At 71.7% G+C, this 19,918-nt stretch carries 19 protein-coding genes; 11 read left to right on the top strand and 8 right to left on the bottom strand.

The window, feature by feature from the left end; genetic code table 11:
- Positions 1-80 precede the first annotated feature (80 nt).
- Together Q8W71_RS13490 and Q8W71_RS13495 are read left to right on the top strand one after the other, a co-directional pair.
- Complete coding sequence (locus tag Q8W71_RS13490; RefSeq protein WP_305525893.1) at positions 81-1,046, top strand: homoserine kinase; 966 nt, start codon at positions 81-83, stop codon at positions 1,044-1,046.
- 148 nt (positions 1,047-1,194) lie between these two features.
- On the top strand, positions 1,195-1,821 hold the full coding sequence (locus Q8W71_RS13495) for a hypothetical protein (RefSeq protein ID WP_305525894.1): 627 nt from the start codon (positions 1,195-1,197) through the stop codon (positions 1,819-1,821).
- A gap of 4 nt (positions 1,822-1,825) precedes the next feature.
- On the opposite strand, the gene zwf is transcribed toward Q8W71_RS13495, so the two are convergent.
- Positions 1,826-3,352, bottom strand: coding sequence for a glucose-6-phosphate dehydrogenase (zwf, locus tag Q8W71_RS13500; protein WP_305525895.1), 1,527 nt, complete (start codon positions 3,350-3,352; stop codon positions 1,826-1,828).
- Positions 3,353-3,496: 144 nt separating this feature from the next.
- Here zwf and Q8W71_RS13505 point away from each other — a divergent pair, with 144 nt between their 5' ends.
- Complete coding sequence (locus Q8W71_RS13505; RefSeq protein WP_305525896.1) at positions 3,497-4,144, top strand: transposase family protein; 648 nt, start codon at positions 3,497-3,499, stop codon at positions 4,142-4,144.
- Between the two features lie 288 nt (positions 4,145-4,432).
- Positions 4,433-4,714, top strand: a complete 282-nt coding sequence (locus tag Q8W71_RS13510) for a hypothetical protein (protein WP_305525897.1) — start codon at positions 4,433-4,435, stop codon at positions 4,712-4,714.
- 132 nt (positions 4,715-4,846) lie between these two features.
- Here the strand turns inward: Q8W71_RS13510 and Q8W71_RS13515 are convergent, their stop codons facing one another.
- Genes Q8W71_RS13515 through Q8W71_RS13525 form a run of 3 tightly spaced genes read right to left on the bottom strand, consistent with a single transcriptional unit; the run spans position 4,847 to position 11,026 of the window.
- Positions 4,847-6,544, bottom strand: coding sequence for an efflux transporter outer membrane subunit (locus Q8W71_RS13515; protein ID WP_305525898.1), 1,698 nt, complete (start codon positions 6,542-6,544; stop codon positions 4,847-4,849).
- Positions 6,541-9,690, bottom strand: a complete 3,150-nt coding sequence (locus tag Q8W71_RS13520; RefSeq protein ID WP_305525899.1) for an efflux RND transporter permease subunit — start codon at positions 9,688-9,690, stop codon at positions 6,541-6,543. Before Q8W71_RS13520 ends, Q8W71_RS13515 begins: the two co-directional genes overlap by 4 nt.
- Before the next feature lie 4 nt (positions 9,691-9,694).
- Positions 9,695-11,026, bottom strand: a complete 1,332-nt coding sequence (locus Q8W71_RS13525; protein ID WP_305525900.1) for an efflux RND transporter periplasmic adaptor subunit — start codon at positions 11,024-11,026, stop codon at positions 9,695-9,697.
- Between the two features lie 401 nt (positions 11,027-11,427).
- Here Q8W71_RS13525 and Q8W71_RS13530 point away from each other — a divergent pair, with 401 nt between their 5' ends.
- The gene (locus Q8W71_RS13530) at positions 11,428-12,411 is read left to right on the top strand and encodes a CobW family GTP-binding protein (protein ID WP_305525901.1); all 984 of its coding nucleotides are present in this window, start codon (positions 11,428-11,430) and stop codon (positions 12,409-12,411) included.
- A gap of 120 nt (positions 12,412-12,531) precedes the next feature.
- Here the strand turns inward: Q8W71_RS13530 and Q8W71_RS13535 are convergent, their stop codons facing one another.
- The 3 genes from Q8W71_RS13535 to Q8W71_RS13545 all read right to left on the bottom strand — a co-directional run bounded on the left by Q8W71_RS13535 (position 12,532) and on the right by Q8W71_RS13545 (position 15,118).
- Positions 12,532-13,647, bottom strand: coding sequence for an ATP-dependent DNA helicase (locus Q8W71_RS13535; RefSeq protein ID WP_305525902.1), 1,116 nt, complete (start codon positions 13,645-13,647; stop codon positions 12,532-12,534).
- The gene (gene hemF, locus Q8W71_RS13540) at positions 13,647-14,579 is read right to left on the bottom strand and encodes an oxygen-dependent coproporphyrinogen oxidase (protein ID WP_305525903.1); all 933 of its coding nucleotides are present in this window, start codon (positions 14,577-14,579) and stop codon (positions 13,647-13,649) included. The genes Q8W71_RS13535 and hemF overlap by 1 nt, the downstream gene beginning before the upstream one ends.
- 107 nt (positions 14,580-14,686) lie before the next feature.
- A complete protein-coding gene (locus Q8W71_RS13545; RefSeq protein ID WP_305525904.1) occupies positions 14,687-15,118 on the bottom strand; it encodes a PaaI family thioesterase in 432 nt (143 codons plus the stop codon).
- 351 nt (positions 15,119-15,469) lie between these two features.
- Here Q8W71_RS13545 and Q8W71_RS13550 point away from each other — a divergent pair, with 351 nt between their 5' ends.
- Positions 15,470-15,973: a Ros/MucR family transcriptional regulator gene (locus Q8W71_RS13550; protein ID WP_305525905.1), complete on the top strand. Its 504-nt coding sequence runs from the start codon at positions 15,470-15,472 to the stop codon at positions 15,971-15,973.
- A 123-nt stretch (positions 15,974-16,096) separates the two neighbouring features.
- Here Q8W71_RS13550 and Q8W71_RS13555 read toward each other — a convergent pair whose 3' ends face one another.
- On the bottom strand, positions 16,097-16,291 hold the full coding sequence (locus Q8W71_RS13555; RefSeq protein WP_305525906.1) for a hypothetical protein: 195 nt from the start codon (positions 16,289-16,291) through the stop codon (positions 16,097-16,099).
- Between the two features lie 80 nt (positions 16,292-16,371).
- On the opposite strand from Q8W71_RS13555, the gene Q8W71_RS13560 reads away from it, so the two are divergent.
- From Q8W71_RS13560 to Q8W71_RS13580, 5 genes are all read left to right on the top strand, one after another.
- Entirely contained in the window at positions 16,372-17,169 is a 798-nt protein-coding gene (locus Q8W71_RS13560) for an alpha/beta hydrolase (protein ID WP_305525907.1), read from the top strand.
- A 22-nt stretch (positions 17,170-17,191) separates the two neighbouring features.
- Positions 17,192-17,647, top strand: coding sequence for a GNAT family N-acetyltransferase (locus Q8W71_RS13565; protein WP_305525908.1), 456 nt, complete (start codon positions 17,192-17,194; stop codon positions 17,645-17,647).
- A 179-nt stretch (positions 17,648-17,826) separates the two neighbouring features.
- On the top strand, positions 17,827-19,158 hold the full coding sequence (locus Q8W71_RS13570) for an NAD(P)/FAD-dependent oxidoreductase (RefSeq protein WP_305525909.1): 1,332 nt from the start codon (positions 17,827-17,829) through the stop codon (positions 19,156-19,158).
- 68 nt (positions 19,159-19,226) lie between these two features.
- Positions 19,227-19,538 carry an EthD family reductase gene (locus tag Q8W71_RS13575; protein WP_305525910.1) on the top strand — a complete coding sequence of 104 codons (312 nt, stop codon included), beginning with the start codon at positions 19,227-19,229 and terminating at the stop codon, positions 19,536-19,538.
- On the top strand, positions 19,535-19,849 hold the full coding sequence (locus Q8W71_RS13580) for a hypothetical protein (RefSeq protein WP_305525911.1): 315 nt from the start codon (positions 19,535-19,537) through the stop codon (positions 19,847-19,849). The genes Q8W71_RS13575 and Q8W71_RS13580 overlap by 4 nt, the downstream gene beginning before the upstream one ends.
- Positions 19,850-19,918 lie beyond the last annotated feature (69 nt).

Consider the following 19,918-nt stretch of genomic DNA (forward strand, 5'->3'; position numbering starts at 1 on the left):
GCCAACGCCGGACGGACGGAAAGGGGCGCTTCGGCGCCCCTTGGCATATGAAACCCCGAGAGAAGCAGGGCGGAAGGCTCGTGGCGGTCTACACCGAGGTATCCGACGCGGCGCTCGGCGCGTTCCTCTCCGCCTACGAGATCGGCGGCCTCCTGTCCTACAAGGGCATCGCCGAGGGGGTCGAGAACTCGAACTTCTTCCTGCACACCACCGCCGGCTCCTACATCCTCACCCTCTACGAGAAGCGGGTGCGGGCGGACGACCTGCCGTTCTTCATCGGGCTGATGGAGCACCTCTCGGCCCGGGGCCTCGCCTGCCCGCAGCCGGTGCGCGACCGGGCCGGCACCGCGCTCGGGCGCCTGTGCGGCCGGCCGGCGGCGATCGTCAGCTTCCTCGAAGGCGTTTCGGTCAAGGCGCCGGGCGTCGACCATTGCCGCGAGCTGGGCCGGGCGCTGGCGCGGCTGCACGCGGCGGGCGCCGATTTCGCCATGATCCGCGAGAACAGCCTGTCGGTCGCCGCCTGGCGCCCGCTGTTCGAGCAGGCCGAGGCTCAAGCCGATTCGGTGTCGCCGGGGCTCGCCGCGCGCACCCGCGACGATCTCGCCGTGCTGGAGGCCGGCTGGCCGGCGGGCCTGCCCCGGGGCGTGATCCACGCCGACCTGTTCACCGACAACGTGTTCTTCATCGGCGACGCCCTGTCGGGCCTGATCGACTTCTACTTCGCCTGCACCGACGCCTTCGCCTACGACCTCGCGGTCTGCCTCAACGCATGGTGCTTCGACGCGGACGGGCGGTTCGACCGGGCGATGGCGGCTGCGCTGATCGCCGGCTACGAGGCCGAGCGCCCGCTGGAGCCGGCGGAGGTCGCGGCGCTGCCGATCCTCTGCCGGGGCGCGGCGCTGCGCTTCATGCTCACCCGCCTCGTCGACTGGCTGAACGTGCCGCCGGGCGCCCTGGTGAAGCCGAAGGACCCGCGCGAGTACGACCGGCGGCTGACCTTCCACCGGCAGGCGCGCGACGCGCGCGATTACGGCTGGTGGGGATGAGCGTCGACCCGCTCACGGGCCCGGTCGATGCGCCGGCCGTGGCGGCGATGCTGCCGTTCGGGCGGTCCTGAGGCCGCCGGGGCCGACCGGGGGCACGGATGGCGACGCGGCTGGAGGATTGACCCTCGACCGCCTGCGGAGGGTGACGATGCGCGGAGCCACCCCGAATCCTGAGCCTGCGACCCCAGCGTCCGACAGCGACCAGGCGCAGGTCGACGCGATGCTGACCCCGTTCGACGGCCTGACGTTCGACACCGTACCACCCGACCCGCGCCGTATCGATGCCGCCCGGATCCGGACCCTGCGCGAGCGGCTCGTATCGCCCTACAGCTATACGTGGCGGGGGAGCCGAGCGAATCTCGACATCGCCCTGGCCCTGTTCGACGGGCGGGAGGGTCACAGGGGCACCCTCATCCGGCTCACCCACGCCTTCCACGCGGACGACGAGGAGCGGGCCGGTCCGCCGGTCGCGCGCAGCCCGATCGATGGGGAGCCGGAGGCGTGCCGCCGACGATACTACATCACCGTCGCGATCTCGTACGTGGAGGACTACATCGGCGACCTCCGCAGCGCGGAGACGCTGATGAGGTCGATGCTGCCCGGCTGGGGGTACACCATGACCTACGGCAGCGCAGGCCGTCGCCTGCGCCTCGAACGGGGCGCCGAGCACGGCGGCTGGAGCACGCTCGAGCCGCCCGCCCGGGCTCTGGTCGCCGCGATCCTCGAACGCGTGGAGGCGCATCCCGACGAGGCGCCCCCCTGGCGGGGAGCGTGAGCGCTCAATCCGTCGCGCCGTCGAGCCCGAGCCAGTGCCGCCCGTCGCGGGCGAGCAGGTCGTCCGCCTCCTTCGGCCCGGCGCTCCCGGCCGGGTAGAACGCCACGTCCGCCTGCGGCCAGCCCTTCAGCAGCGGATCGACCGCCGCCCAGCCGGCCTCGATGTTGTCCGCCCGCTGGAACAGGGTCGCGTCGCCGGTCATGCAGTCGTAGAGCAGCGTCTCGTAGCCGACGTTCGGCCGGTTCGGGAAGAAGTCGCTGTACTTGAACGCGGTGCGCACCCGGCCGATCTTCATCTCCGGGCCCGGGACCTTGACGTTGAACTCGGTGTTCACGCCGTGGTCCGGGTCGATGGTGATGCGCATCACGGTCGGGGCGAGGTCGGCGTTCGGCGTGTCCTCGAACAGCTTGAACGGCGCCGGCTTGAACAGCACCGCGATCTCCGTGCGCCGCTCGGTCATGCGCTTGCCGGTGCGGACGTAGAACGGCACGCCGGCCCAGCGCCAGTTCTCGATGTGAAGCTTGAGGGCGACGAAGGTCTCCGTCACCGAATCCTTCGCCACGTGCGGCTCGTCGCGGTAGGCGGGCACGTCGCGGCCCTCCGAGGTGCCGGCCGTGTACTGGCCGCGCACCGCGTCGGCGGGCGGGATCGGCTTCACGGCCTGGGCGAGCTTGGCCTTCTCGCTGCGCACCGCCTCGGCGCCGAACGAGTTCGGCGGCTCCATCGCCACCATGCACAGGAGCTGGAACATGTGGTTCGGCACCATGTCCCGCAGGGCGCCGGTGGGCTCGTAGAAGCCGCCGCGCTCCTCGACGCCCACCGTCTCGGCGGCGGTGATCTGCACGCTGTCGATGTACTCGCGCCGCCAGACCGGCTCCAGCAGGCCGTTGGCGAAGCGGAAGGCCATGATCGACTGCACCGTCTCCTTCCCCAGGAAGTGGTCGATCCGGTAGAACTGCTTCTCGTCGGCCTGCTTGAGGATCCGGGCGTCCAGGTCCTCGGCGGAGGCGAGGTCCGAGCCGAACGGCTTCTCGATGACGACCCGCCGGAAGGTCCCGTCGGATTCCTTGAGCAAGCCCGCCGCGCCGAGCCCGTCGACGATGGTCCCGAAGAACCGCGCCGCCACGGCGCAGTAGAACACCGCGCTGCCCTGCACCTTCGCCTTCACGGCCGCGAAGGTCTCGGGCTTCTCGAAATCGCCCTTGAGGTAGTGCAGCCGGTCGCGGACGAAGCCCCAGCTCTTGGCGTCGATGTGGTCGGCGTGGAACTCCGAGGTCGGGTCCTTGCTGAACTCCTCCATCGTCCGGGTGAGGTTCTCGCGCAGCGAGTCGTCCGTGCCGTCGCTGTGGTCGACGCCGAGGATCGAGAACCCGTCCGGCAGGAGGCCGGCGCCCGCGAGGTTGTAGAGCGAGGGCATCAGCAGGCGCTTGGTCAGGTCGCCCCCCGCCCCGAAGATCACCAGCGTGCAGGGCGGGGCCGGCCGCGTGCCGCTCGCCGCGTCGTCCTTGAGGGCGGTCTTCTGTCCAACCATGCGCGGGGCTCCCGTCGTGATGCGGCGTCTTATCGCGGCGCCGCAGCGAAATCGAGGGACAACCCGGCCTCCCGCAGGGCGATTCAGAGAAGGCGATTGAGGGGGTGACGGTCCGCGGCGACGGATTCATTCAGGATCTGGAAGATGATCCTGGCGGGCGGCGTGGCCGAAGCACTGGACGTCGTGGGCGCTGGCAGCCTGTGGGATCACTTCGCGGCCATCCCGGATCGGCGCGGCCGCAAAGGGCGCCAGCACGGACTGCCCGCCGTCCTGACCCTGTCTCTGGCCGCCATGCTGTCGCGGGCCAACGATCTACGCGCCGTGTTCCGGTGGGGCCGACGGCTGCCGCCAGAGGCGCTGTTCCGCCTCGGCCTGGAGCGGGTGCCCTGCCATGCCACGTACCACGACGTCTTCAAGGCCCTCGACGTGGCGGCGACCGAGGCGGTGCTGGGGACCTGGGTGCGTGGTGCGGCCGAACCGGATCGGGGCTTGTGTCACGTGGCGCTCGACGGCAAGCGGTTGCGCGGCTCGGCGGGGGCGGACCACGACGGCAGCGGCGGCGCGCATCTGGTGGCGGCCTTTGCCAGCACGCTGGGCGGGGTGATCGGCCAGTTGCAGGTGACGCCCGACGCCAACGAGATCACGGCGGCCCTGACGCTGCTCAAGAGCTGCCGCTGCACGGTGCCCTCGTCACCGGCGACGCGGTGTTCTGCAAGCGGGCGATCTGCCAGGGCATCCGCGATCAGCACGGGGAGTACCTGTTTGCCGTCAAAGCCAACCGGCCCGCGTTGATGGCCGATCTGGTCCTCGCCTTCGGCGACGCCTTCCCCCCCGGCGCTGCTCAAGGCGCTCAAGGCGAGCGGCGCCGCCCGCCCGTCCGCTGATGCGGGCCAGCCCGCCCCCGACCTGACCCTCAGCGCGTCGGTCGCCGAGAAAGGGCACGGCCGCATCGAGACGCGGCGCCTGAGCGTCAGCCACGACTGCGTGGTCCCTCTCGGCTGACCGGGGGCCGCCCAGATCTGCCGGATCGAGCGGATCCGCCAGACGAAAGGTCGGATCAGCCGCGGGATCGCCTGCGCGGTGACCAGCCTCACGCCCGAGCAAGCCGATCCCGACGCCCTGCTGGCGCTCGGGCGCGACCGCGGGCTGATCGAGACCCGCCTGCACTGGCGCCGCGACGTGATCCTGCGCGAGGAGGGCAGCCGCATCCGCACAGGGGCCTGCCCGCAGGCCATCGCCGCGCTGCGCAATGCCATGCTGCGCCTCGTGAAGGACGCCCCCGGGCCGCTGCGCGCGATCCGCGAAGCCTTCGCCGAAAACAGGCACCGCGCCATCAAAGCCGCTCAGCAGGGCTTTCTTTGAAGCGCCCTGGGCATGGGTCGGGGCGCATGTTTTGCACGGAGGGTGTGCGGGAAGAGTGTCGGAGATGTGAGGCGCGATCCGGTGGAACCGCGCAAGCTCCCTCTCCCCGCGGGCGGGGAGAGGGAAGCCCGCTCACAGAAACTTCGCCGGGTCCGTCTCCGGCGGCGGGGGCGCCACGTCGGCCCGGTTCCACCAGCCGCCGCCCAGCGCCACGAACAGGGCCGCGGTGTCGGCGTACTGGGTGGCCCGGGCGCTCGCCGAGGTGACCAGCGCCGAGAGGTAGCCCTGCTGGGCGATCAGCACCTGCGACGAGTTCACGGCGCCCGCGGTGTACTGCTTGCGGATCAGCGACAGGCTCTCGCCCGTCGCCCGCTCGGCGGCCTCGGCGGCGGCCACCGCCCGGGCGTCGGCCTGGAGGGCGCGGAGCACGTCGGCGACGTTCTGGAAGGCGGTGATCACGGTGGCCTTGTACTGGGCCTGCGCCACGGTCAGCGCCTCCTCCGAGGCGCGCTGGCGCCGGAACAGGGTGCCCGCGTCGAAGATCGGCGCGGTGGTCTGGCCGAGGATCGTGAAGAAGGCCGCGCCGGGATTGGTGAGCTGGGCGATCTGCACCGCGCTCGACCCGCCGGTGACCGTGAGGTTGAACTGCGGCAGGCGGTTGGCCACCGCGACGCCGACATTGGCGGAAGCCTGATGCACCAGCGCCTCGGCGGCCTTCACGTCCGGCCGCTGCTGGACGAGGCGCGAGGGCAGACTCACCGGCAGCTTGGTCGGCAGGCGCAGGGCGGCCAGGGTGAAGGTCTCGGAGACTTCTTCCGAGGGCAGGCGGCCGGCGAGCGCGGTCAGCAGGTTGCGCTGCTGGGCGAGCTGCTTCTCCAGCGGCGGCAGGAGCTGCTGCGACAGGGCGAGCGCCGCCTGCTGCTGCACCACGTCGGCGCCGGCGATCTGCCCCAGCGAGAGCTGCTTGTTGTAGAGGCCCAGCACCTCGGTCTGGGCCTGGATCACCTTCCGCGTCGCGTCGATCTCGGCGCGCAGGGCCGCCTCCTGGATCGCGGCGGCGACGACGTTGGCCGTGAGCGCGAGGTAGGCGGCCTCCAACTGGAAGCGCTGGTTCTCGGTGGTCGCCTCCAGCGCCTCGATCTGGCGCCGGTTCCCGCCGAACACGTCCGGGTTGTAGGAGACCACGGCCTGCGGGGTGTACAGGCTGTAGAGGTAGTTGGTCGGGTTCAGCAGCGGCGATTGCAGGTCGAGGCCCGGGGCCCGCGAGCCCTGCGCCTGCGGCGTCGCGGTGAGCGACGGGTACAGGGTGCCCTTCTGCGCCAGCACGTTCTGCTGGGCGATCCGCAGGCTGGCCTGGGCCGCCTCGAGCGTCGGGTTGTTGGCGAGCGCCTGCTCGACGAGGCGGTTGAGCGCCTTCGAGCGGAACAGGGTCCACCACTGGCCGGGGATGTCGGCGCCGGAGACGAAGCTCTGGTCGGCCGAGCCGCCCTGGCGGGTCCGCACGGCGTCGGCGGCCGAGGGGTTCTGGAGCCGCTCCCTGGTGTAGCGGGTGACCGGCGGATCCTCGGGCGCCACGAAGTTCGGGCCGACCGCGCAGGCGGACAGGCCGAGGGCGGCCGCGACCGCGGCGCCGCGCGCCGCGGCGCGGATCCCGCGCCGGCCGATCCCAGCCGCCCCCGTCATCGCGCCCCCGACCCGGCCCGGGAAGGCCGCTCCGTGTCCCGTCCCGTAGAGGGCCGCCGACGGGCGCGCCGTCAATGCCAAGCCGTCCCGGCCCGCGGCCGCGCCGCGCGCCTGTGGCGCCCGCGCCACGGCCCCGACCCCGGTCACGCCGCGTACCTGTGCTCGCGCAGGGCCCGCGCCTCCGGGTTGGTGCCGCGCCGGGAGAACAGCGAGATCAGCACCGGCATGATCACCAGGATCAGGTTCGGCGCGAGCAGGATGCCGCCGACCACCACCAGCGCCAGCGGCTTCTGGACCTGCGAGCCGATGCCGGTGGACACCGCCGCCGGCAGCAGGCCGACGCAGGCGGCCACGCAGGTCATCATCACCGGGCGCATCCGCACCACCGCGGCCTGCCACACCGCCTGGGAGCGCTCCCAGCCCTCGTCGAGGAGCTGGTTGTAGTAGGCGAGCAGGATCACCCCCTCCATCGTCGAGATGCCGAACAGGGCGATGAAGCCGATCGCCGCCGAGATCGAGAACGGCGTGCCCGTGACGAACAGAGCGAGGATGCCGCCGATCATCGCCATCGGGATCACCGACAGGGTGAGCAGCATGTCGGTGAGCGAGGAGAAGTTCACGAACAGGAGCAGCGCGATCAGCAGCAGGGTGATCGGCACGACGAGGCTCAGCCGGGCGGCGGCCTCCTTCAGGTTGGTGAACTGGCCGACCCACTCCATGTGGTAGCCGGCCGGCAGGTCGACCTCCTGGGCCACGCGCCGCTGCGCCTCGATCACCGTCGAGCCGAGGTCGCGCCCGCGCACCGAGAACTTGACCGGGATGTAGCGCTCCTGGTCCTCGCGGTAGATGAAGGCGGCGCCGGAGACGAGGTCGACGTCGGCGATCTCGGAGAGCGGCACCGGGATCACGCCGCCGTTCGGGTTCTGGGCGCCGACCGAGATGTTGCGGATCGTCGCCAGCGACGAGCGGAACTCGCGCGCGAGCCGCACCCGCATCGGGAAGTGCCGGTCCGAGCCGTACTCGTAGAGGTCGCCGACTGTCTGCCCGCCGATCGCCGCCTGGATCGTGGTGTTCACGTCGCCGATCGACAGGCCGTAGCGGGCGGCCTTGTGCCGGTCCACGTCGATGCGCACGGTCGGCTGGCCGAGCGACTCGAACACCGACAGGTCGGTGATGCCGGGCACGGTCGCGAGCACCGCCTTGACCTGGTTGGCCGCCTTGGTGATCGCGGCGAGATCCGTGCCGTAGATCTTGACCGAGTTCTCGCCCTTCACCCCCGAGGCCGCCTCCTGGACGTTGTCCTCGATATACTGCGAGAAGTTGAACTCGATCCCCGGGAACTCGGCGTCGAGCCGCTTCGACAGGGAGCGGATCAGGCTCTCCTTGTCGAGCCCCCTGCGCCACTGGTCGATCGGCTTCAGGGGCGCCAGGATCTCGACGTTGAAGAAGCCGGTGGCGTCGGTGCCGTCGCTCGGCCGGCCCTGGTGCGAGATGACGGTGACGACCTCCGGCACCTCGGTGAAGATCTTGCGCAGGCGCTCCACGTAGGCGTTGCCCGCCTCCAGCGAGATCGAGGCCGGCATGGTGCCGCGCACGTAGAGGTTGCCCTCCTCCAGCTTGGGCAGGAATTCCAGGCCGAGGTTGCGCGCGGCGAGCCCCGACACCAGCAGGATCGCCAGCATCACCGCCAGCGACAGGATCCGGTTGCGCAGGCCGAACCGGAGGATGATCTCGTGGCCGAAGCGCAGCAGCCGCACGATCAGGGTGTCGCGCTCCTCCACGCGCTTCGGCAGCAGGATCGCCGACAGGGCCGGCGAGACGGTGAAGGTGGCGATCAACCCGCCGACCAGCGCGTAGGCGTAGGTCTTGGCCATCGGCCCGAAGATGTGGCCCTCGACGCCGGTCATCGTGAACAGCGGCAGGAAGCCGACGATGATGATCACCGCCGAGAAGAAGATCGCCCGGTTCACCTCGATGCCGGCGATGGCGATGGTCCCGAGCCGGCCCTTCAGCCCGCCGGGCGCGTTCTGCCCTTCCGAGTGCTCGGGCTCGGCCAGATGCCGGAACACGTTCTCGACCATGATCACCGTCGCGTCGACGATCAGGCCGAAATCGATCGCGCCCAGCGACAGGAGGTTGGCCGAATCGCCGCGCACCACGAGGATCAGGATCGCGAAGCCCAGCGCGAACGGGATGGTCGCCGCCACGATGATCGCGCTGGTGAGCGAGCCCAGGAACAGCCACTGCACGATGAACACCAGCACCACGCCGAACACGAGGTTGTGCATCACCGTGTGGGTGGTGGTGTGGATCAGCCCCGAGCGGTCGTAGATCCGCTCGATCTTCACGTCGGGGGGCAGCACGGTCGAGGCGTTGATCCGGTCGATCTCGGCCTCGACGCGCTCCAGCGTCGGCAGGCTCTGGCCGCCGCGGGTCATCAGCACGATGCCCTCGACGATGTCGGGCTGGCCGTCGTGGCCGACGATGCCGAGCCGCGGGGCGTTGGAGACGCGCACCTCCGCCACGTCGCGCACCAGCACCGGCACGCCGTTAACGAGGCTGATCATCGTGTCGCGGATGTCGTCCATGTCGCGGATCAGGCCGATGCCGCGCACCACCGCCGATTGCTGCCCCACGTTCAGCGTCTGTCCGCCGACGTTGATCGAGGCGTTGTTCAGGGCGGTGGTGAGCTGCACCAGGGTCAGCCCCTGCGCCTGGAGCCGGTTCAGGTCGACGGCGACCTCGAACTCCTTGGCCTTGCCGCCGAACGCGGTCACGTCGACGACGCCGGGGATCGCCTTGAAGCGCCGCTGGAGGACCCAGTCCTGGAGGGTCTTCATGTCCATCGGCGAGTAGCCCGCCGGGCCGACGAGCTTGTAGCGCATGATCTCGCCCACCGGGCTCGTCGGCGAGATCTGCGGCTGGGCGCCGTTCGGCAGGGTCGGGGCCTGCGACAGGCGGTTGAGCACGCGCTGGAGCGCCTGCTCATACGTGTACTCGTAGTTGAACTGCACCTTCACGTCGGAGAGGCCGAACAGCGAGATGGTGCGCACCACCGTGGCGTTCGGGATGCCGGCGAGCGCCACTTCGAGCGGGATGGTGATGTAGCGCTCGATCTCGTCGGCCGACTGGCCGGGGTTCTGGGTGATGACGTCGACCAGCGGCGGGACCGGGTCGGGATAGGCCTCGATGTTGAGGCGGGTGTAGGCGGCGTAGCCCGCGCCCAGCATCAGCACGAACAGCAGCACGACGAGGACGCGCTGCTTGAGCGAGAAGACGATCAGGCTGTTCATCGCCTCACGACGCCTTCTCGCCCGAGGCCGCCCGGTCGATGAACAGGGCGCCGCGGGTGACGATCTGCTCGCCGGCCTGGAGGCCCTCCACGACCTGGGCGCTGTCGCCGTTGATCAGCCCGAGCCGGACGTTCCGCGCCTCCACCGCCCCGTCGGGGCGGGCGACCCAGACGTGGGTGCGCTCGCCCTCGTAGACGACGGCCGCCAGCGGCACCGAGGGCGAGGGCTCGCCCTTGCCGGTGATGATCGTGTAGGTCGCGAACATCTCCGGCTTGAGCACCCGGTCGGGGTTGTCGACCTCGCTGCGCACGGCGAGCCGGCGGGTGGCCGCGTCGAGGCTCGCGGCCATGTAGTTGACCCGCGCCTTGAACACCCGGGCGCCGAAGCCCGCCACCCGCGCCTCGACCTCCTGGCCGATGCGGATCTTCGGGATCTCGCTCTCGCGCACGTTGGCCACGAGCCACACGGTGGAGAGGTCGCCGATCACGAACAGCGGGTCGCTCGACGCGCTGACGTACTGCCCGATGCCGACCTTGCGCTGGACGATGGTGCCGGCGATCGGCGCCCGGATCTGCGTCTCCGGGCTCATCGTGCCGTTCTTCTCGTAGGCGGCGATCTCGGCGTCGGTCTTGCCGAGCAGCCGCAGGCGGTTCTTCACCGCCTCCAGGCTCGCCTCGGCGGTCTTCAGGTCGCTCTGGGCGGCGATCACGTCGTTCTGCGCGGACTGGTAGTCCTTCAGCGCCACCGCGCGGGCCTGGAACAGCTCCTGCTGCCGCTGGGCGATGGTCACGTCGAGCTTGAGCAGCGCCTGCTGCTTCTGCACGTTGTTCAGGGCGGCCTGGTAGTCGCTCTGCGCCTGGAGCATGTCGGTGGCTTCGAGCGTCAGCAGCACCGCGCCGGCCTTCACGTCGTCGCCCGCCCGCACCAGGACCCGGGTGACGCGCCCGGAATAGGGCGACACGACGGGCACGTTGTCGTCCTCGTTGAGCGCGATGCGCCCCTCGGCCGACCCTTCGGGCCGGAACACCTGGGTCGCCACCGGCAGGATCTCGAAGGCGGCGCGCTGCTCCTTGCTCGGCCGGAACACCCGCTCGACCGGGGCGGCCTTGCCGATGTCGATGCCCGGATCCGCGTTGCCGGACTCGAACAGGCCCTTGACCGAGGCGACGACGCCCTCGGCGACGGCGCGGGCGCGCTCGGGCTGGAGGTAGGCGAAGGCGCCGGCGCCTGCGAGCGCGAGGAGCGCGGCGAGGATCGCGAGGGCGCGGCCGCGGCGGCGCGCCGGGGCGGGGCTGGCGAGGCCCTCGTCCTGTTCGAGCGGGTTGCGGGCGTCCATGAGCGTCGCGTCAGCCGGGATGGGGGAGGGGCACGATTCGCGCCGGGACCCGGCACAGGCAGTGAGCGGACGGGTGGTGCATTTCTAAGGCACGGAACCGGACCCGCGCCCGGCCGGCGGGACCGCCTCCCCGCGGCTGCGGGCGAGGGTTAACCCTGCGTCAAGGCGGCCACAATCGACGGTTTCGTGAGAACGGGAGAGGGGCGCTGCCTGCGCTGTTGCGGCCACAGTCACGGATTCCGTCGGGAGGCGGTCCGCCGTCTCTGGGCGAGCCCCGTGACGGTCGCGTGACAGGGACGCGTGACAGGCGCGCGGGGCCCTTCCGTTGGCCGGGACGCGCTACAATGTTACAGGGCGCGACCCCGAACGCATCCACGCCCGAACCCATCGACAGGCCCGCCATGACGACAGCCGCGCAGACCCCCGACGGCAGGATCCCGGTCACGGTGCTCACCGGCTATCTCGGCGCCGGCAAGACCACGCTCCTCAACCGCATCCTCACCGAGAACCACGGGCGCCGCTACGCGGTGATCGTCAACGAGTTCGGCGAGATCGGCATCGACAACGACCTCGTCGTCGGCGCGGACGAGGAGGTGTTCGAGATGAACAACGGCTGCGTCTGCTGCACCGTGCGCGGCGACCTGATCCGGATCATGGACGGGCTGGTCAAGCGCCGGGGCAAGTTCGACGCGATCATCGTCGAGACCACCGGGCTCGCCGACCCGGCCCCCGTCGCCCAGACCTTCTTCGTCGATCAGGATGTCGGCGGCGCCGCGCGCCTCGACGCGGTGGTGACGGTGGCCGACGCCAAGTGGCTCTCCGACCGCCTGAAGGACGCCCCCGAGGCGAAGAACCAGATCGCCTTCGCCGACGTGATCCTGCTCAACAAGGCCGACCTCGTGGAGGCGGACGACCTCGCCCGGGTCGAGGGCGAGATCCGGGCGATCAACCCGCTGGCCAAGCTCCACCGCACCACCAACTGCGCCGTGCCCCTCGACGCCGTGCTGGAGCGCAACGCCTTCGACCTCGACCGCATCCTGGAGGTGGAGCCCGAATTCCTGGAAGAGGGCCACCACCACCATCACGACGCGGACATCCGCTCGATCTCGGCGAAGATCGACGGCCCGGTGGACCCGGAGAAGTTCATGCCCTGGATCTCGAACCTGACCCAGGTGCAGGGACCCGACATCCTGCGCTGCAAGGGCATCGTCGCCTTCCCCGACGAGCCCAAGCGCTTCGTCTTCCAGGGCGTGCACATGATCCTCGACGGGGACGTGCAGGGGGAATGGGGCGCCGACGAGACGCGCGTGTCGCGGGTGGTGTTCATCGGCCGCAACCTCGACGAGGCGGCGATCCGCGAGGGGTTCGAGAGCTGCCGGATGTGAGAGGGCCTCTCTTCCCCCTTGTGGGGAGGAGCCGGAGGTGGGGGTGGTGCAGGAGGCACCGGATCGCTTGATCCTGCGCCACCCCCACCCCTAACCCCTCCCCACAAGGGGGAGGGGAACTCACACCACCACGGTGATCGCCTGCGCCGCGCGCGTCAGCCCCGTGTAGAGCCAGCGCGCCCGGTGCTCGCGGAAGGCGTAGGCCTCGTCGAACAGGGTCACCCGGTCCCACTGCGACCCCTGCGCCTTGTGCACGGTCAGCGCGTAGCCGTAGGTGAACTCGTCGGTCTCCCGCCGCAGGAACAGCGGGATCTCCTCGTCGGTGCCGGTGATCATCGCCCGCAGCACCTTGATGTCGGTGGGGCGGCGGCGCAAAGCCGGGTCGTCCTCGGGCACCACGTCGAGGCGGACCATGTCGGGCCGCGGCGGGTTGCGCACCGCCTGCACCGTCCAGGTCGAGCCGTTGAGCAGGCCCTTCACCCGGTCGTTCCTCAGGCAGACGAGCTTCTCCCCCACCGCCGGCATCGGGTCGGTGTGGCCGGCGAGTTCCCGCAGGCGGCCGTTGTAGAGGCGGCGGGTCTTGTTGAGGCCCACCAGCACCTGGTCGCATTCCAGCACCTCGGCCGGGTCCAGCTCCCGGCGGGAGACGACGCGGCTCTGGCCGTAGACGCCGAGGTCGAGGCGCCCGCCCTCGCGCACGGTCATGGCCATGCGCACGATCGGGTCGTCCTTGGCCTGCCGGTGGACCTCGGTGAGCATCACGTCGGGCTCGGCTTCCGTGAAGAAGCCGCCGCCGCGCACCGGGGGGAGCTGGGCGGGGTCGCCCAGCACCAGCACCGGCTTGTCGAACGACAGGAGGTCGTTGCCGAGGTCCGAATCGACCATCGAGCACTCGTCGATGACGATGAGGTCGGCCTTGGCGGCGGCGCCGGAGCGGTTGAGGGTGAAGGTCGGCCCGCCCTCCTCGGCCTCCTTGGTGCGGTAGATCAGCGAGTGGATGGTGGCCGCGTCGTAGCAGCCCTTCTGGCGCATCACCGAGGCGGCCTTGCCGGTGAAGGCGCCGAACACGACCGAGCCGTCGACGTCCTCGGCGATGCGCCGGGCGAGCGTGGTCTTGCCGGTGCCGGCGTAGCCGAACAGGCGGAACACCTGCGCGCCGCCGTCCCGCCGCCACGCGGCGATCGCCTTCAGCGCCGCGTCCTGCTGCGGGGCGAAGCTTCCGGGCAGCCCCGCCATCAGGGCCAGCGCACGGTCGGCGGCAGGGAGGACAGGATCGAGGCGACGTTGCCGCCGGTCTTCAGCCCGAAGATGGTGCCGCGGTCGTAGAGCAGGTTGAACTCCACGTAGCGCCCGCGCCGGACCTGCTGCTCCAGCCGGTCGTCCTCGGTCCAGGGCCGGGCCATGTTGGCGCGCATGATCGGCGGGTAGGCGTCCAGGAAGGCGAGCCCGACATCTTTCGTGAAGGCGAGGTCGGCTCCCGGATCGCCGCTCCAGCGATAATCGTAAAAGATGCCGCCGATGCCGCGGGGCTCGTCGCGGTGCTTGAGGTGGAAATACGCGTCGCACCACGCCTTGTAGCGGGGGTAGTCGCCGCCGTGCCGCCCGCAGGCGGCCTCCAGGCAGGCGTGGAAGTGCCGGCTGTCGGGGTCGTCCTGGTTGCGGCGGCGCTCCAGCACGGGGGTGAGGTCGGCCCCGCCCCCGAACCACGCCTTCGTCGTCGCCACGAACCGGGTGTTCATGTGCACGGTCGGCGCGTGCGGGTTCCAGGGATGGGCGATCAGCGAGATGCCGGTGGCGAAGAAGCGCGGGTCGTCCGCGGCGCCCGGCATCTGCGCCCGGAACTCGGGGGCGAACTCGCCGTGCACCGTCGAGATGTGCACCCCCGCCTTCTCGAACACCCGGCCCTTGAGCATCGCCATCACGCCGCCGCCGCCCGGCGCGCCGGTGTGGTCGGTGCGCGCCCACGGCGTCTTCACGAAGCGGCCGGGCTCGGCCGGCGCGTCCGGGTGGAAGGGGCCCGCGGCCTCGTCCTCCAGCGCCTCGAAGGCCGCGACGATGCGGTCCCGCAGGCTCGCGAACCACGCGGCGGCCTCCGCCTTCATCGCCGTCACGTCGGCCTCGGAGGCGGGGAGCGCCAGCGCGGCGCGGGGATCCTGCGGGGTCGTCATGGCCCGAGGCTTTCCCACCGCGCCGCCCGGGCGTCAATTCATCCGCGCCGACCCCGAGCGGCGCCGCCGCGACGTCCGCCGGCCCGGCGGTGTCGCACCGGGGCGCGTCAGCCCCGTCCGGGCGGCGCCTCCTCCGGCCGGCGCTCGGCCACCGGCTTGAGGAGGCCGGTGGCGGTGGCGACCAAGCCGCCGCCCTCGGTCCGGATCTCCGCCTCGCAGAACAGCACCGAGCGCCCGGCCCGGGTCACGCGCCCCTCCGCGATCAGCACCCCGCGGCCGGGGGCGAGGAAGCGGGTCTGCATGTCGAGGGTCACCACCGGCCGCCCGGCATTCAGGCGGGCGGCGGTGCCGAGCGCCACGTCGAGCAGCGTGCACAGGATGCCGCCGTGGGCGATGCCGAGGTTGTTGCCGTGCTCGGGCGCGAGCGCGAGGCGCAGGCGCGTGCGGCCCTCGCGCACGTCGAGCGCCTCGATCCCGCAGAAGTTCACGAACGGGATATGCGCCCCGAACACCGTGCCCCGCACCGCCTCGCCGTCCACCGCGCCAACTCCCCGCACGCCCCGCGTCGCACTCCATATGGCGCGCGCCGGACGGGCGCACACGGTGCCGGCGCGGCGACGACCGCCCGTGTTTCGATCATCAGTCCGAGTCGAGGCGGCGTCGCCAAGCCGGAAAGGGCGCCCTTCGCCGCGATGCGCGGGCCGGGCGGACACTCTCCGGGGCGCGTTGCACCGAACTCCGGCCGGCGACGATTGGGGTTCATCGACCGAATGAGTAATGCGCCCGTCGACGATCAGGGGATTGTGTTAGATTGATCCGCTAGGACGGCTTGCTTTTGTCGCGCAAACCGTAGATCGGTAGAGCAGTTGCGCGGATAGAGGGATCCATCGATGGACGAGATTGCGGCGGACCGGCATTTGAGCTTCATCGAACAGGCGACGGACATCGTGTCGGCCTACGTTTCGAACAATTCCGTGCCGGTCGGGGAATTGCCGACCTTGCTCGCCGGCGTGCACGCCGCCTTGGTGAAGCTCTCCGCACCGGAGGCCGCCGTCGAGGTCGCGGACAAGCCGAGCTCCGCGCAGGTCCGGAAGTCGATCACCCCGGACGCGCTGATCTCGTTCATCGACGGCAAGCCCTACAAGACGCTGAAGCGCCACCTCTCGCGCAACGGCCTGACCATCGAGCAGTACCGCGAGCGCTACGGCCTGCCGCGGGACTATCCGTCCACCGCGGCCAACTACTCGGCCCAGCGCTCGGAGCTGGCGCGCAGCCTCGGCCTCGGCCAGCAGCGCCGCAAGTCCGCCGCCCCGGCCGCTTCGGAGGAGGCCGAGACGGTGGCCGAGAAGCCCAAGCGCGCCAGCCGCCCGCGCAAGGCCAAGGAACCGGTCTGAGCCCGATCGCCGGCCGCGCCGCGCCGCCGGAATCCCCTGAGACGCGAAGCCCGTCCGGCCCGCAAGCGGCCGGGCGGGCTTCGCGTGTCCGCCGGTTGCCGGGCGGGGCCTGATTCGGCCGCCTCAGGCGAAATCGGCGAGGTCGTCGGCCACGTCGCCGGCCTCGATCTCGGTCCGCGCCTTCTCCGGCTCCGCTTTGTCCCGCTCCACCTCGCGCGCAGCCGGCGCATCGGCGCTGTCGGGCGGCGACGAGGCCTGCGGCGGGGTCTGAGCCTGCGGCGGCTTGCCGCCGCCCGGGGTCCCGGATCTCTCGATCATGTCGTGCACTCCCGCGTTGCCCGGACGTTTGCGGGGCAAAGCGCGAGGCGGTGCCCCGTTCCCCGCCGACGGAGCACCGGATGGACCTGGAGCTGGAGATCCTCACGCGCCGCCCCGCCGGGACGCCGCGCGGGCCCCGGCTCCTGTTCGTCCACGGCATCTGCGTCGGCGCCTGGGTGTGGGAGCATCACTGGTTGCCGCGCATGGCCGAGGCGGGCTACGCCGCGCACGCCGTCTCCCTGCGCGGCCACGGCGGCAGCCCCGGGCGCGCGGATCTGCCCCGCCACACGCTCGCCGACTACACGCGCGACCTCGCCACCGCGGCCGCGCGGATCGGCGGCCCGCTGGTGGTGGTCGGCCACTCGCTCGGCGGCGCCGTGGTGCAGAACTGGATCCGCGGCGGCGGGCGGCCGCTCGGCATGGGCCTGATCGCCGCGGTGCCGCCCTGGGGCCTCGCGCCGTCGACCTGGCGGATGGCGCTGACCGCGCCGGCCCTGCTCGGCGAGATCCTGAAGACGAGCTTCGGCGGCCGGCCGGATCCGCGGGTGCTGCGCCGCGGCCTGTTCTCGGAGGACGCCGCTCACGACGCGCTCGCGGCGTTCGAACGGCGCGCGAGCGCCGAATCGGGCCGCGTCGGCGCCGAACTCCAGGGCTGGCCGCCCTTCGCGCCGCTGCCCTGGCAGGCGCCCGCGACCTTCGTGCTCGGAGGCGCCGACGACCGCTTCGTGCCGGCCGACGAGGTCTTCCGGACCGGGCTGTACTACGGCGCCGCGCCGGTGATCCTGCCGCGCATGGCCCACGCCGTGATGCTGGAGCCCCGCTGGCGCGCGGCGGCCGACGCGCTGCTCGGCTGGCTCGACCGCCTGCCGGCGCGGTGAGCGCGGCGCTGGAGGGACCGGGATGGGCACGCGCTACGGGCTTGAGATCCGCGCCGCGGCGGCGTCCGACGCGCCGGGGCTCGCCGCGCTGCTCGCCGAGGCCGGCCTCGCCGTCTCCGTCGCGGATCTGGCCGGGCGCCTCGACGCTCTGGGCCAGGCGGGCGGCACCGCCCTCCTCGCCGTGGAGTGGGGACCGCCGAGCGGCCTCATCGCCCTCAACCCCTGCCCGACCCTGGCGGCTCGCCCCTTCGGGCTGATCACCCTGCTCCTCGTCGCCCCCGACGCCCGTCGCCGGGGGATCGGCCGCGTGCTGCTCAAGGCCGCCGCGCGGGCGGCGCGGCAGGCGGCCTGCGACCGCCTCGTGCTGCATCCCGGACCGCCCGACCTGCACGCCTTCGCCGCCTCCACCGGGTTCGCGCCGGACGCGGACGGCCTCCTCGTGCGGCCGCTGCTGCGGCGCGGCTCCGCGGAGGGATGAGCGCCCGGGTCTGCGCGTCCCTCCGCGGAGCCGTGCGGCGCACCGCAAAAGTCCTGACGGGAGCATGGATTATGACACCGTGCGGCATCGCGGGGAGGGGGCAGAACTGGCAAACCGCCCGCCCGAGCGTTTAAGCAGGGCGACGCGCCGTTTCCGGCGCGCCGGGAGGCGAGGCGTCCATGGTCCCTGTCGAGAGCGAGTCCGGGCTGCACCGCATCGTGGTGGTCGGCGGCGGCGCCGCCGGGCTGCAACTGGTGACGAAGCTCGGCGACACGCTCGGGCGGAAGCGGCAGGCGCACGTCACCCTCGTCGACCGGGCCCGCACCCACATCTGGAAGCCGCTGCTGCACGAGGTGGCGGCGGGCAGCCTCGACATCGGCCACCACGCGGTCGATTACCTGCACCACGCCCACACCCACGGCTACCGCTACCGGATCGGCCGGATGACCGGGCTCGACCGGGAGGCGCGGACGGTCCAGCTCGCCGCGAGCCACGACGCGGAGGGGCGCGAGGTCACCCCCGAGCGCACCGTCGGCTACGACACGCTGGTCATGGCGGTGGGCTCGACCACCAACGATTTCGGCACGCCGGGCGTGGCCGAGCACGCCATCGCCCTAGACACCCAGGATCAGGCGGTGCGCTTCCACCAGCGCCTCGTCAACGCGAGCCTGCGCGCCCACACCCAGGCCGGCCCGGTGCGGCCGGGCCAGCTCCACGTCACCGTGATCGGCGCGGGCGCCACCGGCACCGAGCTCGCGGCCGAGCTGCACCGGACCCTGCGCCACGTGGTCTCGACCGGGCTCGACAAGATCGACCCGGGCAAGGACATCCGCATCACCCTGGTCGAGGCGGCCGACCGCATCCTGCCCGCGGTGCCGCCGCGCCTGTCCTCGGAAGTGATGGCGCTGCTCTCCAAGATCGGCGTCGACGTCCGGCTCAAGGCGCGGGTGACCGAGGTGCGCGCCGACGGCGTCCAGCTCGCCGACGAAACCTTCATCCCCTCGGAACTCGTGGTTTGGGCGGCGGGCGTGAAGGCGCCGCCGTTCCTCCAGGGCATCGGCGGCCTGGAGACGACGCGCACCAACCAGCTCGTGGTGACGCCGACCCTCCAGACCACCCGCGACCCCGACATCTTCGCGCTCGGCGACTGCGCCTACCTCGTCGAGGCGGGCTCGGACCGGCCGGTGCCGCCGCGCGCCCAGGCCGCCCACCAGCAGGCCACCCACCTGATCGGCCAGATCCGCGCCAAGATCGAGGGCAAGCCGCTCAAGCCGTTCAAGTACAAGGATTTCGGCTCGCTCGTGTCGCTCGGCGAGTACTCGACGGTCGGCAGCCTGATGGGCTTCATCCAGGGCAAGAACATGCTCATCGCCGGCCTGTTCGCACGGATGATGTACCGCTCGCTCTACAAGATGCACGAGCGGGCCCTGCACGGCACCGCCAAGACGGCGATCGACGCGGTCGCCCGCGCGCTCACCCGCCGCACCGAGCCCCGGGTGAAGCTGCACTGATTTTTTCGAACCTCTGCCGGTTCGTGTCGGGACCGGGCAGATGAGGACGGACAGGGAGGAAGGAAAAAATGATCCTGGTGAGCGTGATGTACCCGGCCGGCCCGAAGTTCGACATGGGCTACTACCTCGGCCACCACATGCCGCTGGCGCGCGAGCGCTGGTCGGGGCTCGGCCTGCACGAGGCGAAGGTGGTCAAGGGCGTCTCCGCCCCGGACGGCAGCCCCGCCCCGTTCCAGGTGATGGCGCTGCTGACCTTCGAATCGGCCGACGCCTTCCAGAAGGCCATCGCCGCGCACGGCAAGGAGATCTTCGCCGACATCCCGAACTTCACCGACGCGCAGGCGCAGGTGCAGATCAACGACTTCGCGGAAAGCCCGTGATCGACATCGTCAAGGCGGTGCAGGAGGCGGATCCGAGCCTCGGCAGCTACGTGCTGGTGCTGCGCGGCGACGCCCGCGCGCTGGCCGGGCCGGAGCGGTTCGTCCCGGAGGCGGCGGACTGGATCGCCGCCCACGCGCCGGGCGCCCGGCTCGCCCGGGTGCGGGTGATGCTGAGCCCCTATCCGGGCGGCACCCCGGCCGAGCGGGAGGTCAGCGTCGCCGCCTTCGCCGACGCCCGCCAGCTCGCGGCCTTCGCCACCGCCTGGACCGGCGATCCGGAGCCGGAGGGCGGGGACGACGCGGCGGGCTGACCGGCTGCGTCACGCGAGGCATTCGGACGGCCCTCTCCCCCGCCTCAGGCGATCGGATTCACGCATCCG

It is taken from the genome of Methylobacterium amylolyticum (genome assembly GCF_030700245.1).
Lineage (GTDB): Bacteria > Pseudomonadota > Alphaproteobacteria > Rhizobiales > Beijerinckiaceae > Methylobacterium.

Excerpts from the sequence above, each read along its gene's own strand:
- zwf (WP_305525895.1), bottom strand. The coding sequence starts at position 3,352 with ATGGTTGGACAGAAGACCGCCCTCAAGGACGACGCGGCGAGCGGCACG.
- Q8W71_RS13505 (WP_305525896.1), top strand. The coding sequence starts at position 3,497 with ATGATCCTGGCGGGCGGCGTGGCCGAAGCACTGGACGTCGTGGGCGCT.
- Q8W71_RS13525 (WP_305525900.1), bottom strand. The coding sequence starts at position 11,026 with ATGGACGCCCGCAACCCGCTCGAACAGGACGAGGGCCTCGCCAGCCCC.
- Q8W71_RS13550 (WP_305525905.1), top strand. The coding sequence starts at position 15,470 with ATGGACGAGATTGCGGCGGACCGGCATTTGAGCTTCATCGAACAGGCG.
- Q8W71_RS13535 (WP_305525902.1), bottom strand. The coding sequence starts at position 13,647 with ATGGCGGGGCTGCCCGGAAGCTTCGCCCCGCAGCAGGACGCGGCGCTG.
- Q8W71_RS13565 (WP_305525908.1), top strand. The coding sequence starts at position 17,192 with ATGGGCACGCGCTACGGGCTTGAGATCCGCGCCGCGGCGGCGTCCGAC.
- Q8W71_RS13520 (WP_305525899.1), bottom strand. The coding sequence starts at position 9,690 with ATGAACAGCCTGATCGTCTTCTCGCTCAAGCAGCGCGTCCTCGTCGTG.
- Q8W71_RS13575 (WP_305525910.1), top strand. The coding sequence starts at position 19,227 with ATGATCCTGGTGAGCGTGATGTACCCGGCCGGCCCGAAGTTCGACATG.
- Q8W71_RS13495 (WP_305525894.1), top strand. The coding sequence starts at position 1,195 with ATGCGCGGAGCCACCCCGAATCCTGAGCCTGCGACCCCAGCGTCCGAC.
- Q8W71_RS13530 (WP_305525901.1), top strand. The coding sequence starts at position 11,428 with ATGACGACAGCCGCGCAGACCCCCGACGGCAGGATCCCGGTCACGGTG.
- Q8W71_RS13570 (WP_305525909.1), top strand. The coding sequence starts at position 17,827 with ATGGTCCCTGTCGAGAGCGAGTCCGGGCTGCACCGCATCGTGGTGGTC.
- Q8W71_RS13555 (WP_305525906.1), bottom strand. The coding sequence starts at position 16,291 with ATGATCGAGAGATCCGGGACCCCGGGCGGCGGCAAGCCGCCGCAGGCT.
- hemF (WP_305525903.1), bottom strand. The coding sequence starts at position 14,579 with ATGACGACCCCGCAGGATCCCCGCGCCGCGCTGGCGCTCCCCGCCTCC.
- Q8W71_RS13560 (WP_305525907.1), top strand. The coding sequence starts at position 16,372 with ATGGACCTGGAGCTGGAGATCCTCACGCGCCGCCCCGCCGGGACGCCG.